This window comes from Nocardia sp. NPDC004573 (assembly GCF_053602135.1).
Genome location: NZ_JBSGDA010000004.1, coordinates 168,338 through 185,022, shown reverse-complemented (window position 1 = coordinate 185,022; position 16,685 = coordinate 168,338). Strand labels below are relative to the sequence as shown.

14 protein-coding genes and 1 pseudogene are annotated in these 16,685 nt (G+C 67.9%); 5 read left to right on the top strand and 10 right to left on the bottom strand.

All coding sequences use genetic code 11. The features are described from left to right. Positions 1–90: 90 nt before the first annotated feature. The 6 genes from ACWEKR_RS08420 to ACWEKR_RS08395 all read right to left on the bottom strand — a co-directional run bounded on the left by ACWEKR_RS08420 (position 91) and on the right by ACWEKR_RS08395 (position 6,425). The gene (locus ACWEKR_RS08420; RefSeq protein ID WP_452353919.1) at positions 91–594 is read right to left on the bottom strand and encodes a hypothetical protein; all 504 of its coding nucleotides are present in this window, start codon (positions 592–594) and stop codon (positions 91–93) included. Next, entirely contained in the window at positions 591–1,580 is a 990-nt protein-coding gene (locus ACWEKR_RS08415; RefSeq protein ID WP_452353918.1) for a DNA-processing protein DprA, read from the bottom strand. The genes ACWEKR_RS08420 and ACWEKR_RS08415 overlap by 4 nt, the downstream gene beginning before the upstream one ends. An 89-nt stretch (positions 1,581–1,669) precedes the next feature. Beyond that, on the bottom strand, positions 1,670–2,203 hold the full coding sequence (locus ACWEKR_RS08410; RefSeq protein ID WP_452353917.1) for a hypothetical protein: 534 nt from the start codon (positions 2,201–2,203) through the stop codon (positions 1,670–1,672). A 174-nt stretch (positions 2,204–2,377) separates the two neighbouring features. Further along, positions 2,378–3,892 carry an ATP-binding protein gene (locus ACWEKR_RS08405; protein ID WP_452353916.1) on the bottom strand — a complete coding sequence of 505 codons (1,515 nt, stop codon included), beginning with the start codon at positions 3,890–3,892 and terminating at the stop codon, positions 2,378–2,380. 287 nt (positions 3,893–4,179) lie between these two features. Beyond that, the gene (locus ACWEKR_RS08400) at positions 4,180–5,595 is read right to left on the bottom strand and encodes a DUF3560 domain-containing protein (RefSeq protein WP_452353915.1); all 1,416 of its coding nucleotides are present in this window, start codon (positions 5,593–5,595) and stop codon (positions 4,180–4,182) included. An 89-nt stretch (positions 5,596–5,684) separates the two neighbouring features. Further along, on the bottom strand, positions 5,685–6,425 hold the full coding sequence (locus tag ACWEKR_RS08395) for a hypothetical protein (protein WP_452353914.1): 741 nt from the start codon (positions 6,423–6,425) through the stop codon (positions 5,685–5,687). 400 nt (positions 6,426–6,825) lie between these two features. Between ACWEKR_RS08395 and ACWEKR_RS08390 the strand changes: the two genes are divergently transcribed. From ACWEKR_RS08390 to ACWEKR_RS08380, 3 genes are all read left to right on the top strand, one after another. Continuing rightward, on the top strand, positions 6,826–7,482 hold the full coding sequence (locus ACWEKR_RS08390) for a hypothetical protein (RefSeq protein ID WP_452353913.1): 657 nt from the start codon (positions 6,826–6,828) through the stop codon (positions 7,480–7,482). Positions 7,483–7,736: 254 nt separating this feature from the next. Beyond that, positions 7,737–8,462: a hypothetical protein gene (locus ACWEKR_RS08385; protein ID WP_452353912.1), complete on the top strand. Its 726-nt coding sequence runs from the start codon at positions 7,737–7,739 to the stop codon at positions 8,460–8,462. Then, positions 8,459–9,394, top strand: a complete 936-nt coding sequence (locus ACWEKR_RS08380; protein WP_452353911.1) for an ATP-binding protein — start codon at positions 8,459–8,461, stop codon at positions 9,392–9,394. Before ACWEKR_RS08385 ends, ACWEKR_RS08380 begins: the two co-directional genes overlap by 4 nt. A 1-nt stretch (position 9,395) precedes the next feature. On the opposite strand, the pseudogene ACWEKR_RS08375 reads toward ACWEKR_RS08380, so the two are convergent. Next, a pseudogene (locus ACWEKR_RS08375) lies at positions 9,396–10,192 on the bottom strand (IS5 family transposase). Between the two features lie 130 nt (positions 10,193–10,322). On the opposite strand from ACWEKR_RS08375, the gene ACWEKR_RS08370 reads away from it, so the two are divergent. Together ACWEKR_RS08370 and ACWEKR_RS08365 are read left to right on the top strand one after the other, a co-directional pair. Beyond that, positions 10,323–11,441: a hypothetical protein gene (locus ACWEKR_RS08370; protein WP_452353910.1), complete on the top strand. Its 1,119-nt coding sequence runs from the start codon at positions 10,323–10,325 to the stop codon at positions 11,439–11,441. An 18-nt stretch (positions 11,442–11,459) separates the two neighbouring features. Continuing rightward, positions 11,460–13,526, top strand: a complete 2,067-nt coding sequence (locus tag ACWEKR_RS08365; protein ID WP_452353909.1) for a hypothetical protein — start codon at positions 11,460–11,462, stop codon at positions 13,524–13,526. Between the two features lie 207 nt (positions 13,527–13,733). Here the strand turns inward: ACWEKR_RS08365 and ACWEKR_RS08360 are convergent, their stop codons facing one another. The 3 genes from ACWEKR_RS08360 to ACWEKR_RS08350 form a co-directional block, all read right to left on the bottom strand. Next, positions 13,734–14,987 (bottom strand): hypothetical protein, encoded by a 1,254-nt coding sequence (locus tag ACWEKR_RS08360; protein WP_452353908.1) that lies wholly within the window; start codon positions 14,985–14,987, stop codon positions 13,734–13,736. 219 nt (positions 14,988–15,206) lie between these two features. Then, a complete protein-coding gene (locus ACWEKR_RS08355; protein ID WP_452353907.1) occupies positions 15,207–16,016 on the bottom strand; it encodes a hypothetical protein in 810 nt (269 codons plus the stop codon). 127 nt (positions 16,017–16,143) lie between these two features. Continuing rightward, the gene (locus ACWEKR_RS08350) at positions 16,144–16,644 is read right to left on the bottom strand and encodes a hypothetical protein (RefSeq protein ID WP_452353906.1); all 501 of its coding nucleotides are present in this window, start codon (positions 16,642–16,644) and stop codon (positions 16,144–16,146) included. Positions 16,645–16,685 lie beyond the last annotated feature (41 nt).

Below are 16,685 nucleotides of genomic sequence, written 5' to 3'. Positions count from 1 at the left end.
GACCGAGGTTGTGGGCGATGCGCATTCCTGGCGACGCCGGGCACGCCGTAGCGGATCCGAGCTGCTCGCCCGAGAGGGATTCGAGCCAGGTCAGGACTGCCCGCAGATCGGTGAGAGTGACGACGGTGATGCCCTCGACCTGAGATCGTCGGTGTTCTCCGGTGTCGCGGTCACGACGTAGCGGAATTCGGTGCGGGCTGCCGCCGCGACAACGGTGGCGATGGTGTCCGGCGGGCCAGCGGCGCGCAGGCGGCCGTCGAGGCCGAGTTCGGCGAGAAACAGGACGTGGTCGAGGAGCCCGCGCCAGGGCGGGTCGACGGCGAGCTGGTGGACGGTGACCGCGACCGCCAGATCGTGGTGGGGCCGGTGGCCGGTGCCGCCGACGCGGTAGAGGCGAAACGCCTCGCTCGGATATCCGGCGTCGCTGTTGACCAGCCCGGCACGAACTCTGTGGCGGGTCTCGGGCGGGACCGGGTGCGCGGCCACGGAGGCTGCGACCGTGTCCCGCGCGGTGGTGGGAGTGGCGGCGAGCAGGGCCAGTTCGGTGCCGCCGTGGCGGGTGAGATTCGCGGTCCAGGCGAAGGTGTCGATCACGCGGGTTCTCCGTTCGGTCGGTCCGGGGCGTCGTCGCCGGGAAACGGATCGGTGGGCAGATCACCGGCGAGCAGGTAGATGTCGCGGGGTGAGGCGACCGGGGTGACGTCGTGGTCGGCGATGAGGCAGTTGCCGGGGCTGGAGGTCGGGGAGGTGATCGGCCCAGGCACGGCGTAGGTGTTGCGGCCCAGCCGCTGCGCCCACGTGATCGACACCTCGCTCCAGCACCGCCAATCGGCCTCGACCAGGACGGTGGCGCGGGTGAGCGCGGCCAGTAACCGGTGGGCCGCTCCCACTCGCTGCGGTCGCGGCTGGGTCCCCGGCGGGTATTCGCTGACCAGCACACCGGTGCCAGGTTGCGCAGAGCGCAGGTGGTGGTTGTGGTGGCGGTAGGCCAGGTCGGTGCCGCACGAGAGCACCGTCAGCGTCGGTGCCGGGATGTGGTGGGCGGTGGTGAGGGCGTGGGCGGGGATGCCGGGGCCGCCTGTGGCGGCGACGGCCATGCCGCGGGCGGTGACCTGGGCGACGATGGCGGTGGTGACCTCGATCCCATAGCCGGTCGGGCGTGGTGTCCCGGCGACCGCGACAGCGTCCTCGGCGATCTCCGGCAGCCGGGCGGTGCCCGACACCCATAAGGCGAGGGGACCGACGAAGTATTCGGGTCCCCACCCAGGTGCGTGCAGCGCCGCCAGATGCGAGCTCGGCCATTCGGGGTCATCCGGGGTGATCAGTCGGCCCCCGCCCGCGTAATGTACGACCAACTCGGCAGCGGCGCGGTCGGCATTCGCGCGGGCGACTACACCTGGATCCACCTCGGCCTTGGCGGTGCCGGTGGCCAGCGCGGTCGCCGCGTCTTCGACACCGAGCCGGTCGATCAACTGCCACACCGGTTTCGACGGTCCGCGCGCGGCGCGCGATAGCAGCGCCCACGCCAGCCGCCGGGGCTCACGCACTGCTCCGAACGGGCAGGGATCAGTGCTGTACATGAGCGAATTCCGTTCTGCTGGTCGGTGAATCGGCCTGGCCGATCGGGGCGGTACTGCCGTGGCGCCTCGGCGCGCCCGGGTGGCGGGTGTTATACGCCGAAGGCGTTGAGGGGCTGGCCCGAGCGCCAGTTGGTCCAGGCGTCGGCGATATTGGGGCGCGACACACCCGCGGCCACGAGCACGGCGTAGGCGCGGGCGAAATCGACCGCGTCACCGGACCCGACCCCGGCCGCGTCACACCAGCCGCGCACATACCCGAGAGCCTCGGCGCACAGCCACCACGCCGTCCGGTTCCGTAACGCGGCGTCGCATTCCTCGAATCCCGGCACCCGCTCGACCGGGGACGGGGCGGGAGCGAGGTCGGCGGTGAGGTCGCCGGTGAGCCGCCACGCGACCCACGCTTCCGCCAGGCCGGGGACGAAAACGTTATCTTTGGTGAGGGATTCGGTGACTCGGTCGGCGTAGGCGGACGCGAACGCCTGGGCGGTGGCGGCTTCGGGGGTGCCGGAGTGTTGGATGTGCAGTGCACCCCAGACGAAGCCTTCGGCACGCGCGCGATCGTTGTCGATCCGGGCGCGGAGGCCGGTGTCGGCGGGCGAGTCGGGCGAGGCGGGTGTGGACATGGGGGTGGCTCCTTCGAACGAACGACGACGCCGCTCTCGTCGGGAGAGGGTGGCGGCGGGTTGACTGGGGCGAGGGTGGACCTCGACGCACCCGGCAGGTCAGTTCGGTGACCACGCACCCGCCGACCGGCACCGGGGAGTCGCCAGTGGGTGTGGGTGCGCGGTGGGCTGGAACTATGGTCTGCCGAATCCGTACAGGTGTAGGGCTTCGACGATGTCGTGGGTGCTGGGATGGTCGGCGCCGCGCAGGTCGGCGATGGTCGCCGCGACCGCGAGGGTCCGGTCGGCGCCACGGCGGGTGATCCGGCCCTCCCGTAGTGCTGCCTCAAGGGGAGCGGCCTCGGTCCGTGACAACGGAAAGTGTTGGCGCAGAAGCGATGCGGGGACGCGGGCGTTGGTGGTGTAGCCGTGCTCGCGCCACCGGGCCGCTGCCGCCGTACGGGCCGCGGTGACCCGGCGGCGCACCTCGGCGCTGGTTTCGCGGGAGTCCTCCCCGAACCCGCCACGGTCGTCGGGGTTGTCGCGGATGGTGATGTCGACCCGTTCGGCCAGGACCCGGTGCAGCCGCTCCCGGTGGCGGCGCTTGGCCGCTGGCGGGCAGGCACACGCGCTATCGCGGGCCGCGTGGCACAGGCATTCGGCCGAGGTCAGCACCGCGAGGGTGTCACAGGGCAGCCGCAGCAGGTTGTCGCGGTTGGCGACGACGACCTCACCGTCGTCCAGCGGTGCCCGCAGCGCGTCGAGCGTGCGCTGGTGCAGGTCGGGATAGGACTCCAGGTGCAGCACGCCGAGGTGGGCGCGAGCCAGCGCGCCGGGACGAGACGAAGTGGCGCTACCCAGCAACGCCCGAGCACTCGAGGAATGATGGACTTCGACATAGGGGCGGGCGGTGATCGATGCCAGCGGACCCTCGGGCAGGGTGCCGGCCAGCGACGCGATCGCCCGGACCTCCAGCGACTCGGATTCGGTCAGCCGCGGCAGTAGTCCGGGCAGGCGGCGGGCGAGCGCGCCGAGCCCGGCGGCCGGTGACCCGATCAGGCGCAGGTGGTGGCCCCCGGCGGCGGCGACCTCGAGAGCCCATCGCGCTCGGTAGTGACCACGCACGTCGCTGAGGTCCACGCCGGTGAATTCCGGTGGTGCCGGGACGGCGGCGGGGACGTCCAGTGTGTGGTCGGCCCCGCCGAGCCAGGCCAGCACAGCGCCGAGATGATCGGCGCCGAGAACGGTCATCCCCGGCACGAGGGCGGCCTCGGCGAGGCTTTCGCGCGGCACGATCACGAGGGTGCGTCCGTGGTCACGGGCGGCCAGGACCGCGGGCAGGATCCCGCGCACGGGCCGCAGACGGCCGTCGGGGGCGAGTTCGCCGAGCAGCACGACCCCGGCCAGGCGCGGTGCGGGGATCGTGTCGGGGGCGGTGGCGGCGAGTACCGCGACCGCCAGTGCGAGGTCGTGCATACCCTCGATGCCCGAGCCGACCGGCGGCGAGATCGTGAGCGTCACCTGGGCCTGCGGCCACCCCCAGCCGCAGCTGGCGACCGCGGCGCGGACCCGGTCGATGCACGCGTGCGGCTGGTCCTCGGAGAGACCGGTCACGGTGAGCGAGGGCAGTCCCGGCGTGATCTCGGCCGCGACCTCGCGCAGGTGCCCGGTGAGTCCGCGCACGATCACCGACCAGGCCACCGCGCCCATCACCGATCTCCCTCATGTGGGGGGTCGACGGACAGGGGCAGACGACGGGTCGATACCGCGGCGTGACGGACAGGAGTGGAGGGCATGGTGGTCTCCGTTCTCGGTGCGGGACATGGACGGGACGCCGCAGGAGGGCAGGCCGACAGGGATCGGTCGAATGGCGGCCGAACGGGTCGGCGGCGCTGCCGCGGTCGCCGGATGCTGTTGTGTGACAGCGGATTGCGCGAGCCACAACGGGATCGCGGGGCGGCGGTTGGCCCGGTGTCGCCCGCAGGGGTGTCGGCGGGTCAGGCGGCGGGCAGGTAGGTGCGGGCCTCGACCAGGACACGGACCTGGTTGTGGACCTCCTCGGGCCAGCACACCGGCCCGGTGATCGCGAACTCGGTCACCGGGAGTTCGACCGGGTCACCGTGCACGCGCCCGGCCGGGCGGCGACGCGCGCGCAGACGCACTACACCCGGTTCGGTGATGGGCTCGGGCGGGGTGGCGAACCAGTGCGAAGGGTGCGCCCACACCGCGTCGTATTCGATGCCGTCGATGCGCCAGGACCAGTGCTCGGCCTGGAGGCCACGGTGGTAGTCGAGTTTCGTCTTCCCGCCCTTGCGTTTCGGGCGCGGCGGGAGGCTGTTGGTGTCGAGGTCGGCGAAGATGTCGGGGAACCGTTCGTGGGCCTGGGCCTCGGTCATGACGGCGGTGATCTCGTGGAAGCGCACCGTGTCATCGGTGGTGATCCACCGATGCCCGGTCATCTTCGCCGCGATCGTGTGCACTGCCAACGGGGACAGTGAAAAGTTCACCACCGACACCGATTTCGGATTCACCCGCGTGATCTGACGCCACGTCGCCCCGCGGGCGCGCACGAAGTCCCCGACCGTGAAATCCTCACGGCCCCAGCCCGGGGTCAAGCCTTGGTCGATCTGGGTTTGGCGGACCTGTTTCCAGTAGGCGATGTCTCGCTCGCGCTGGGTCATTCGGGCTAGCACGCGCGCCCGGTAGTCGCCGGTCGCCGGGCCGGTGGTTTCGGTCTGATAGACGTTGCCGTAGCTGTCGAGGAACCGGCGGGTGTGTCCGTCGAGGGCGCGTTGATCGCCGCGCTGCTCGGCCTCAAGGGTATCGATCCGGTTGGCCACTGTCCGCGGGGAATTCCGGTGCTCGGTGGTGTGGGCGGCGGCCTCGGCGCGATGGTGGGCGCGGGTGGCGTCGCGGTCGGCTTCGACCGAGCGCCCCCACGCCTTCCACGACTTGTCGATGGCGTTGCGGTGGCGGCGTTCGGAGTGGTGCCCGATCTTGACCGGCTCTCCGAACGGGGGCAAGGCGTTGTGGGCGCGCTGATGCGCGGCTTCCGCGGCGGCGGCTTTCGCGTCTTTGCGGGATGCCTTGTTCTGCAACGCATCGACTCGGTCGGCCTGTCGGAGGGCGCGGTCGGTTTCGGCGTCCTCGGTGGCGCGCACGCTGCGGTCGATGTCCACCTCGACGGTGTATCCGGCCTCACGCAACTTCTCGGCGGCGTAGTCGATGTGGTACTGCTTGGGCTGGCGATCGCGGGAGGACACCACGATCCAGCACTGAAGGCTCCTGGCCCACCGCCAATGCCCGATCGCGTCGCGTACCGCGCACATCACCTCGTAGGTGCCATCACCGCGGTCGGTCCCTTCCAACAGGGTGCCCTCTTCGGCGGTATGGGAAATCGTGAGTGCCGGCAAGAGCGCCACCTCCTTCCAAGAGTTGTCGACATGCGCGTCTACGCATGTGTGAGGGTTGGGTTCGTCCGGCCGTTTTCTGTAGCCGCGGGTCAGTCGCGGCGGGGTGAGCTTTCGGGCAGCTGATAGTCGCGGGGGCCGGTGCGGGTCAGTTCGTCGCGGGTGAAGTCGTCGACGGTGGCGCCGATCCACTCCGCGGTCAGGCCGGGGAAGGTGGCGTCGCCGAGCAACCACGACTCGAGAGTGTCGCCGACCTCGAACAACCTGCCTGTCACGCGGTCGTCGACGCAGAGCCGCGCGGCGTCACCGCACGGCACGCGGATCAACGACAGTCCGGTCGCTTCCTCAATCGCGGCGAACAGGCTACCGATGCGCTCAGCGCTGACCGAGACCAGCGGTGCCGGGCCCAGACGTGTGGTGAACGCCTCGGGATCGGTGAACGCGCGCAGTTCGGCGGTGAGTTCGCGGCGGCGTCCGGCGATGACGGCGAACACCACATCGCCGAGCGAGTCACCGATACTCGAATTCCGAATCGCGGCGCGCACCTTGGGGAGTTCGGTGCGGGTGAGGCTGCCGCCGACCATCGCCAGGAGATCCGCCACCGAGATCACCGCCGCCCCCGCCGCGGCACTCGCGCGCGCGGGCTCGACAGCGGTGACCGACGGCGGTTCGATCTCGGTGTCGTCGTCGCATCCGCCGACCTCGAGATAGGCGCCGGTGAGAAGGTCGTCGTCGCCGACCTCCACCAGAGTGAGGCCCCCTTCGTCGATACCGACGAAATCGGAGGTATCCAGACCCGACACCCAGGTACGTAGTTCCGGGACGGAGATCATGAGCGTCCTTCCTTTGCTGTTGTTGGAACAGAGTTCGTCGATTCGGCGACCGGGTCGCTCGGCAGCGTCGACCGCGGCGAGTCAGAGGAGGCGACGCGACCGGGATCTGTGCTGGCGATATTGGAGCGGCGTCGCCGCGGCGGTGTTCGCCGGAGCCGCTGCGGGCAGTGCGTGCCCCTCTTCCGGTCGTGGGCTGTCTGAGACGACCAGTGATGAGGTGAAGCAGGCCGTTGGCGATCTCCACGGTGTGTTCGAGGTGGAAACGGATTGCCGCGGCCGTCGAGAGTCCACTGTCGGGGAATAGTATTTCGGTGAATCCGGTGGTCACGGCGACGCTTTCCTGCCCACCGCTGTAGTTGCGCAACATGCGGGTGAAGCCGGGAAGCTGCGGGGTGTTGTCGTGGTCGACGAGCATTTCCAGGCGAGGGTCGCCGGTGCGAACGTCGGCGTTGCGCGCGGCGTCGAGCAGTGCCACCAGGTCGCTGGCGGGCTGCTCGTCGTGACTGCACGCGATGTTGCCCGCGATCCGATGCCCTTGCGCCGCGACCCAGCCCGCGAACGCGGCCTCGTCCAGAGCGAACGGGCACGGATCGCGATGGCCGATGACGAAGGCGGTCTCGGGAGAACCGCTCGCCGGTGCGTCGGCGGGCTCGTAATCGCTGAGCAGCTCGTGTGCACGGGCCAGCAGATCCTTCTGCTACGTACCGAGGACGTCGTGGGGATCCCCGGTAGCGGCCCACAACTCCGCGGCGGTCGCTACCAGGCACTCGATTTCCTCGGTGGTGAACCCGGTCCTGATCGGGTACATGGGCGGTCCCTTTCTGCTCTGCTGTGGCGATATCCGTGCTCGGCCGCCACACCAGCGGTGATCCGAGCGACGGTGCCGACACAAAGGGATGACGCAGCGACACCACTGGTCCGGTCAGTGGACCGCCGCGTGATCTGCACGGCGGGACGGCAGGACGGTCGGCGCGGGCCGAAACTGTCGTGGCCGCAACCGGAGTGGGTCATGCCGCAGGGCTGGTGCCATGCGCCCGGCGGCGGCGGCGTGTTGTGACTCGCACCCATGCATGGCCGTGCCCGCGCTTGGTGACGCTGGCAGAGGCGTTGCGAACAACGATTCTTGGCCGGGCCGCGCGGCGATAGTTGGGCATCCAGGGACGTGGGCTGCGGGCTGGCCCGGTTATCGATTGGTTTGTGGGCCAGCGGGCCGCGGACATCCGACGCCGTTGTCGCGACGCGACTGCGGTTCAGGAGTTTCCTTCGTCGAGTTCTCGACGCAGCAGTCAGATCGGCTGATACGTTGAGCGCGTGGACCAAAGGGCCGATCCACTGAGCGCAGAGGATCCGGTGACCAGCCGGGAGCAGGACGCTGTTCGAATCCTGTTGTTGCTCGACAGCGCGGGCGAACCAGTGGACGACACCGAGCGGAGGATTCCTGGGCTGAGCACCGCGGTGTGTGTTGTCCGCACGACGGTGCGGTTGCTGAAGCTCGACTTCTGGCTGCGCAACCCCGACTACCTTGCAGACGAGCTGCTCAACGACTACGAGAGCAGTCGCGAGGAGCCGCTGCTTGCCATGGCCGCGTCGATCTTGGAGTCCGAGGAACCCGAGGTGCGTCGATACCCCATGCTGCGCAACAAGTTCGGCGCGTGGGAGAACATCGACAACGCGATGGCGGTTCTACGCGGTGCGGGCCTTGCCTCCCGCAAACGCAGCGGCACGATCGAGCGGGTGCGTCAGAGCGATTTCTACCTCCTCGACGAAGGCAGGCGGGTGGCCCGCGAGATCGTCGCCGACGAGCCGGTCTTCCAGTACTACGTCGACCGGGTCGACTTGGTGGTGAGACTCGCGGATGGTCTCGGCGGAACGCAGTTGAAGAACCGCCAGTACTTGCAGCGCGAGTATGCCGATACACCACTGCACGAGCACATCTCGACGGTGGCACCGCGGGCACGTGCCCGCTTGGCGGCGCTGCAAGCCGACTTGGCCGATTCGCGTGAGGCTGTGGACACTACGCAAGGAGAACGACGATGACCGGGCTTGTGGGTGACGACCAGCACGCCCTGTTCACCGGTAAAGATGCGAGCACCGTGGCAGATGGGGGCGCGCAGGAGCCGCCGGTGTCCGGTGAAGCGTTGCTGGATACGCGAATCGCAGACCGGGCCAAGGTCACCGCGGAACAGGTACGGGACGTGTTCGCCACCTATGGGTGGCCGTTGGTGTTCACCCCGGCCCGCCCGCGGTCGCTGCGCCTGGTACGCCTGCGGTTGGCGGGAGTCCGCGCGGGCAAGGTCGCACCCGGCGCGTTCGACACGACATTTGATTTCACCACGGGCCTGACGGCTCTGGTCGCTTCCAACTTCCGGGGTAAGACCAGTGTCCTGGAGCTGATCACATGGTGCCTGCGCGGGACACCGCGGCGGGAATTGCAGAGCGGCGTCCGGGGCTGGCTGAAGCACCTCGACCTGGACATCACCGTCGCCGGACAGTCGATGGGTTTCCGCTTGGACATCACCGACGGGGCGATCTCGTCCGCGACCGTCCTCACCGCACCCAGCGCGGCCATCCTTGCTCATGCCCGGGAACCGGACCCCGCACAGAAAGTGACTGTCCTGCTCCAGGCGACCGGCGAACAGAGCTACGCCGAGCAGGTGGCCAACCTGATGTTGGACCGGCTCGACCTGTCTCAGATTGTCAGCACGCTAAACGAGACCAGCACGCAGACCCACGGATGGCCAGCCTATTTTGCCGCGATGTACCTGGGCTCAGCCAGCACGAAGGTCCTGCTGGGAGACCATCCGATGTCAGGCTTGGCGGGCAGGCTGCTTCAGGTCTTCTTGGACCTCCCCGCAGCCGCAGCGCTCACCCGGGTCAGGACCGCCCGCGATGTCCGCCGTAACGAGGCACAAGCCCGCCAAGCCGACTGGGAACGCGAAGCGGCCCAGCGCCTAGGGCCTGTCCTGTAACTCATCGCAGCCAGAGAATGATCGCAGCGATGGTGATTTCGGCCTGGTAGTACGCCGCACGCTTGGCGTAGCGGGTCGCCAGCCCACGGAACTGTTTGAGCCGGTTGAAACAGCGTTCGACCACATTGCGCTGCTTGTAGACCTCGGAATCGAAGGCCGGTGGCCGGCCACCGGCCGAGCCCTTCGCGGCGCGGCGAGCGATCTGATCGTCGCGTTCGGGACTGACGAACCGCACCCGTCGTCGCCGCAGCGCGGCCCGTGTCGAGGGATGGGAGTAGCCCTTGTCCGCGATCACGACCTCCGGCCGCATACGTGGCCGGCCCAGTCCGGGCCGCGCCACCCTGATCCCGTCCAACAGCGGCAGGATCTGCGGGTTGTCACCGGCCTGACCACCGGTGATCAGGACCCGCATCGGCAGGCCACGGCCATCAACAGCGAGGTGGATCTTGGTGCTCAGCCCGCCCCGGGATCTGCCGAGTGCTTCACCGTCGACGCCGACGGCGCCCCCTTTTTCCGGGCTCCGGCAGCATGCTGATGGGCCCGCACCACGCTCGAATCGACCGAGACGATCCATTCGATCTCACCGATCGAGTCGTCCTTGACGATCACTTCGTCGAGGATCTTCTGCCAGGTCCCATCAGCCGTCCAGGTCCGCAGCCGCTCATGCGCGGTTTTCCACGGTCCGTACCGTTCGGGCAGGTCACGCCACGGTGCGCCGGTGCGGAGTTTCCACAGGATCGCGTTGATCACCTGCCGGTGATCACGCCACCGCCGCCCACGTCCCGAGACCGGCAGCATGGGCTCGATCCGAGCCCATGCCCGATCGGTCAACTCACCACGACCAACCACACCCGAAAGCTAACACCAACCACCACAACGAATTACAGGACAGTCCCTAGAAGAGCGCACGCGCATCGAGGCCGAACTGGTGACCGCACGCGCACGACTGGCCGAGATCACCGCCGCCGCCGGGCACAGCGGATCCCTCACCGAACTCGCCCGAAAAGCCGCGCACCTGGCCGGGCAGGTCGCCGACGCCCGAGCAGTCGATGACGACGCCCAGCGCGCCGAACAGAGCACCAAAACCGACCGTCAGCGGGCAGCCAAGCGCCTGGCCGACGTCCGCGAGAGCAAGGTCGCCAGAGCGCTGTTCCAGGGACTGGACCCCGACGCCTGCCCGCGGTGCGATCAGGCCATTACGACCGACCGCAGGCACAGGGAGCACCACTCCCACGCCTGCGCCGTGTGCGACCGCCCGGTCGCCACCGACGACGCCGAGGCGATGGAGATCATCGCAGAGGCAGAAGTCCGCTTGAACGCGGCTGCGGAAGCCGAAGACCAGGTGAGAGCCCACGCGGAGTCCACGCGTACTCGGCTCAGGGCCCTCACCGCGGAGTTGGCTACCGCAGACGAACTTCTCCGAGCTGCGCGGTCGGCCACCGCGCTGCCCGAGGTGATGCAAGCCCAGCAGGCAGTCTGGCGCCTCGAAGGCGCGTTGGATGTCCTGCCGGCTTCGTCCCCGCCGGGCGGGGACGAAGCCGACAACGAGACGGTGACTCTGCGGGTGCTGGACACGGCGGTGAAGATCCTCGACGCCGACAACAAGAACGCCGCGGACGCGCTGTTCAACGACTTGGGGCGAGAGGTCGTCGACCTGTCCCGTCGGTTCGGCATGCTCTCGCTAGAGAACGTGCGCATCGACCGCGGTGCTCGGATGAAGGTCACCAAGGACGGGGGCGGCGAGGACTGGTTCAGCGATTGCGATTCCGGTGCCCGCCTGCGCCTGCGCATCGCATTGATCATCGCCCTGCTGCGCGTCGGGGCTGCCTATGGCGTCTCGACCCATCCGGGACTGGTCATGATCGACAGCCCCAAAGCCGAGGAGGTTCAAGACCTCGACGCAACTGTCCTGTTCCGCGAACTCGCGGCGGTCGCTGAAGAACAGGGCATTCAGGTCGTGATCACAACCCGCGACTACGACCTTGTCCACACTGTCCTCGACGCCAAGCACACCATCGAAGCTGACGAGAACGAGCCGCTGTGGTGACCAGGCCAGGAACACGACGTGGCTGATTTGGCCGATCGCTTGAACAACCTTGCCGCAGCCGGGCAGCGGGCGTCCTTCACAACGATCGCGATTCCCGTGGCGGAGATCCTCGACAAAGCCCGCGAGATCGCCGCAGGTCCATTGGCGCCGTTGCTGGCCGAGGCCATTACCGCGGACGACGCCGACCAGCGATGGGCGGATGTCACCGGACTGTTCGTCGACGGTCTGGCGGCGCAGAGAAGCGTGCTGGCCCTGTCTAGCGCCTTGGAAGTACTTTTGGCCCGTCCAGCGGTGCTCAGTTCTCACGGACCAGCGCTGCTCGACGCACTTCTCGACCAACTCGCACAGACGGTCCAAGACGCCCCAGTCCTCGCCGGTACCCGGCTGGACGCCGCAGTGCGGTTGGCCATCGGCAAGGCCGTGAAGCCCTTTCGGGTGTGGGATTTCCTCGAACGGCTCTCCGTGCAGGACGCCCCGGAAGACTTCGTCGAACTGCTGCCGCGCACCCTCGGCGCGGCACTCGACAGCTGGGCGGAGGAGACGGAAGCAGCCACCACGCTGCGCCGCCTACTCGGTGAGCTGGCCCAACTGGAAGCTTCCGACTCGGACGCGGTCTACGAACTAGGCTGCCACCGACTCCGGAACGCTTTATCGAGCACCGACCTGACCCAGGTCACCCAACACCTTATAGATGCCCGGCGAGATCTCGCCGCCAGCACCACCGACGAAGCCCGAACCGACGCCGACTGCTTGATCGCGGCCTGCGACGCGGTTCTCGCTTTCAGCCGCCACGACACCGTTGCCGTCGCCAACGCCGCCGCACGCCTCACCGCGTCACTAGAACAGCTCACCGCGTGGCAGCTGCGTACCCACCAGCCCACCTGGACCCGCCCCCGTCGCTCGGCCCTGCTCGGATGGCACCAGCTCCTACTGCTGCTGGACACAGCCTCGAATACTCTCGTCGACACGGTTTGGATGAGCCCGTGGAACGCCCTCGACGCCGTCCTCTCCGCCTACAACTCGATCCGCACCGTCCAACCGTTGGGCCCCAGCACCGACGCGGGCGTGGCCTTACTCGTAAAGCCCGCAATCGAAGACACCTTCTTACGCGAGCAGAACTTCCTGCACATCCTCGAACGCGCCGTAGATCAATCCGAACAGCACACCTGCCACCCCCAATTCGACCACCCAACAGCCGAAATTCTCCTGGGCAGGATCCGCGCCCGACAACCTCGCACCCCCAGATCCAGCGCGCCCGACGGCGAAGCCAACCCCGACGACGAAGACCCACAACCTACGCAACGGCTGTACCGCCTGGCGCCACTGCTGGTCCGCGCCATGGGCGAGAAGGCAGCACTAGACCTCACCGCAGACCTGACCGACGACGTTGTGTCTTTCCTCGGCGGACTCGCCGAGCAGGCAGATCAAAGCCGCTTCGACGCAAACGACCCAGTGGTAGGTCCGATCGTGCACCGCATCCTCGACCAGTTGGCCGGACACCCCCACTACACCGGGCGAGTACATGTCACCTTCTCAGCGCTGGTGTACCAGACCGTCCTATTCCTCAAGTCGCGCCTAGACCTGGAAAAATCCAGCCTTCTGGGCAAGAGGCGCCGTAACGGCGAACCGGTCTACGACTACCGCCAGCGGCCCGAGAAAGACCAACGCCAACCGCTTGAGGAGGACCTGCAATTGGACTTCCGTAGCTGGCTGGACTCGGGCCCCCTCCACTACGCGGCAAGTGCTGAGCCAATCGACTTGGCCCTCGGACGGGGCGACATCATCGTACGCTTCGACGCGCTGCGCTACTTGGCCGAGATCAAGAAAGATGATCACGACAACAGCCGCCAGCACATCGAGTCCACCTACCTGACTCAAACGACGGAATACAGCAACACCAACGTCCCCTTCGGCCTGCTCCTCGTACTCGACCTGACGCCGAAGACCTCCAGCAGCGGCACCCTCAGACTCGATGAGCTGATCTGGGTCGCGACCCACCGTCCGGCAGGAGCCACAGTTGATCGGAAGGTCGTCGTAGGTATTTTGCCTGGCAATCGATTGCCACCCTCGGATTACTCAAAGTGATGGCTCATGAGGCCGCAAGCCCAAGGCCAATGAGTTCCGCGCCGCTGTAGCCCCTATCCACGCCAACTCATCGAGAGGTGGTGCGAACCCCACGAGTCGGCTCTCCGCATGGAACGTACGACACTCGACACCACCGGCGCTGCAGACAAATCCGGAAAACGGCCACCGAGAGCCCCAGTTGAACGGTGAAACACGTGTACTGGCCAACTATCGATGAGAGTGGTCAATTACCCCTGCAAGGCACACGTGTTCGAGTGCCAGCAAGCGCTCGTCGGCGTGTCCGCCCCACCGGGTTTCGAAACCTGAACGTTTCTTCGGGGTGATCGTGTTCGGGGCCGCGACGAAGAACTCCTCCAAGCGTGGATAGTTCTCGGTCTCGACGGTCAGCCAGAGCCGGGTGTGCTCACCGTCGGCACGTACAGCGATCCCCAGGCTATCGGCGAGGTCGAGGACGAACCGCTCGGCCGTGGCGCGGTCGGCGCGATGGGTGATCTCGACCGCGCGCCATGCTGTCGCGCGGGCGCTGTAGCAGCGCCGCACTCGATACACCGCCCACTCGCACGAGTCCATTGCGGCGTCGGCCAGGGCGTGGACCTCGTGCGCACCGTCCGCCCTGAGCCTGTCCCTTAACGATTTCCCCGGCCCGAACAGCCCGCTGCGGTGGTTCAATGCCAGCGTGCAGTACTCGTCGACGAGATGTTTGAAGGCTTCCTCGGGATAGGTGCGGTAGCGGGCGAGTTGGTCGGGCCAACTGGGCACGCTGACGTAACCACACTGGCGGCAGCAACTTTTGGGCCACCATACGCCGAACAATCCGTACAGGTAGCCCTGGCTCATCGCCCGGCTCATCCCGGCGGCGTGCAGCGGGTAGATCGGGTGGCGGCGCCCGCCCATCGTGACTGAGGTGTCGCGGGCTATCCTTGCGGTCTCCTCGGCGGAGAACCCCACGGCGTGGATGTAAGGGCGCGGTCCCAAATGTGTTGCACGCCAGGTATCTAAAGGCTGGCCCTTTGCCTTGGATGAGCAGGCGCGCCCGTTGAGGGTGGGCATGACACCGTTGCCGCGGTGTTCGGCCGAGAGCGGGTAGAAGCCGTGCTCGTCGGGATCGGGATGCAGACGTGTGGGGGTCCGGGTGTCTTGCAGGACAACGATCCCGTCGGCGACGCTGGGACCGGCACGGGCGACTTCGATGAAGCGCACTCGCCGGGCGGCGAGCAACGGCAGGATATGTTGCGCGACAAGGTCACAGGTCGATCGCCACTCGTCTCCTGTCTGGGCGACCATGACCAGCAGATTCGACAGATCATCGAGCAACTGCGGGGGCCGGAAACCTGGGTCGAGCAGAGTACGGGTGACCCCCGCGGCGCTGTCCACGCCTAGACCGAAAGACCAGCACAGCGGCATCACATTGTCATCGAAAAGCGTTGGAAGAGGGAATAATCCCTCGGTTTCCTCGACCATGGCGACCGTTCCTTTCGGCAGATGACGCGGCTCGGCAGCACGGCCGGAACCGATACCCCGGGTGCTCACGCGAACGAGCAGTCCCCCCGGGCGGGTGCGCTCACGGCCCAGGCAATGCGGGAACTACGCGCCGCGTGGAGGGACCGCGCCGGCCGAGGGGGCCGGAATCGAAAGCAGAGGCCCGTTCTGGGGAGATCCGTACTCCGGATTGCCGCTCTGTCAGCGGTCGAGCGGGCGGCGGGCGTGCAGGAGCACGGTGTCGACCTGGGTGCCGGAGGTGGTGAATGCCCCGGCGGGCAGTGGTTCGTGACCGCCGTGGGCGGTGATGAATTCCCGCATCGCCCGGTGGTCGCGGTCGGTGCGGTGGGTGTAGCTGTTGGGCGCGAGAGCCAGCAGCCCTCCACCATCGTCGAGCAGGTCCCAAGCGGTGTAGAGGTGGTCCATCCACACCGTCGGCTGCCCCGGCAGCGCGAACGGCGGGTTCATCACCACGCCCGCGTACCGGGGTGTCGCTGTCGCGGCGAATTCCTCGAAACTGGCGATCACGATGGTGACCCGCGGGTCGTAGTCGATAGCGGCGGCACGCTCGCGGTCGGGCTCGACGGCGGTGACCCGCACAGCCGGGTTGGTGGCCAGGATCGCATGCACGAGCGCGCCATCGCCGGCCGAGGGCTCGAGCACGTGCGCGCCGGGCGCGAGAGCGGCGATACCGGAGTGCTCACCGGCGACGATATGGTGGGCCAGCGGCTCGGGGGTCGCGTAGTACGCCTCGAGTACTTTCCTCTCGGTGTTGGGGGTCGTGCCGCGAGCCACGGCCGCGGCGATGGTCTCGCTGGGGTCGTCGGGGAAGATGTGGGCTTGTGCCCGGCGGTTCCATTTTCCGCCCATGGCTTCGATGACCCTGTTGACTTTCTGGTAGTCGGCTTTGCTCAACTGCTGGGGCAGGAACAGGTTGTTGCCTTCGATTCGCGACTCGGCCAGGACCTCGCGAGCGAACTCGGGCACCGACACCGACGTTCTCACAGCCATCAATATCACCTTTCACACAGAATGGACACAGACAAGGAGACCCACGCCCAGCGGGCGGGAATCCGAACGACGCTGCACAGCGCGGGCCGAAAGGCCGTGGTGGACTCGAACTCCGGCGTCGCGCCGGTCAACAGGACGTGTCGATGACCAGTTCCACCCGTTCGTCGGCGACGGCCAGGCGATAGTGGACGCAGTAGGTATCGGTCATGGCGGTGGCGATGTGCAGCCGGTAGTGCTCGGCCCAGGCGCGCAGTTCGTCCCCGGCGGCGGCGAGCCGGTGCTGGGCATCAGGGTCCAGGGATTCGAAGTGCTCGCCGTAGTCGGCGAGACTGCCGGTGTGCAGGGCACCCGCGGAGGACCACACGTAGCGTCGGGGTTCACCGCCCATACACCGCTCGTGATGGCGGACGTGGACACCGCCCAGGACCGAGCGCGCGGACTCGGGACACCCGCAGCGGGCCGCAGGCGTGCCGTGGCGTTGCGCGATCGTGGCGCCGTCGAACCGGATTCGTATCGGCACCGATCGCGCGAGTTCGGCCGAGTTAATCTCGACCGTCACCACCCCCGCGGTGTCGCGCCCGCAGGCGATGCTCAGCAGCGGCCTGCCACCGTCGCAGAGCACCCGCATACCGCAGGTCGTCGTCGTTTCGCGGCCGTCAGCCGACGACA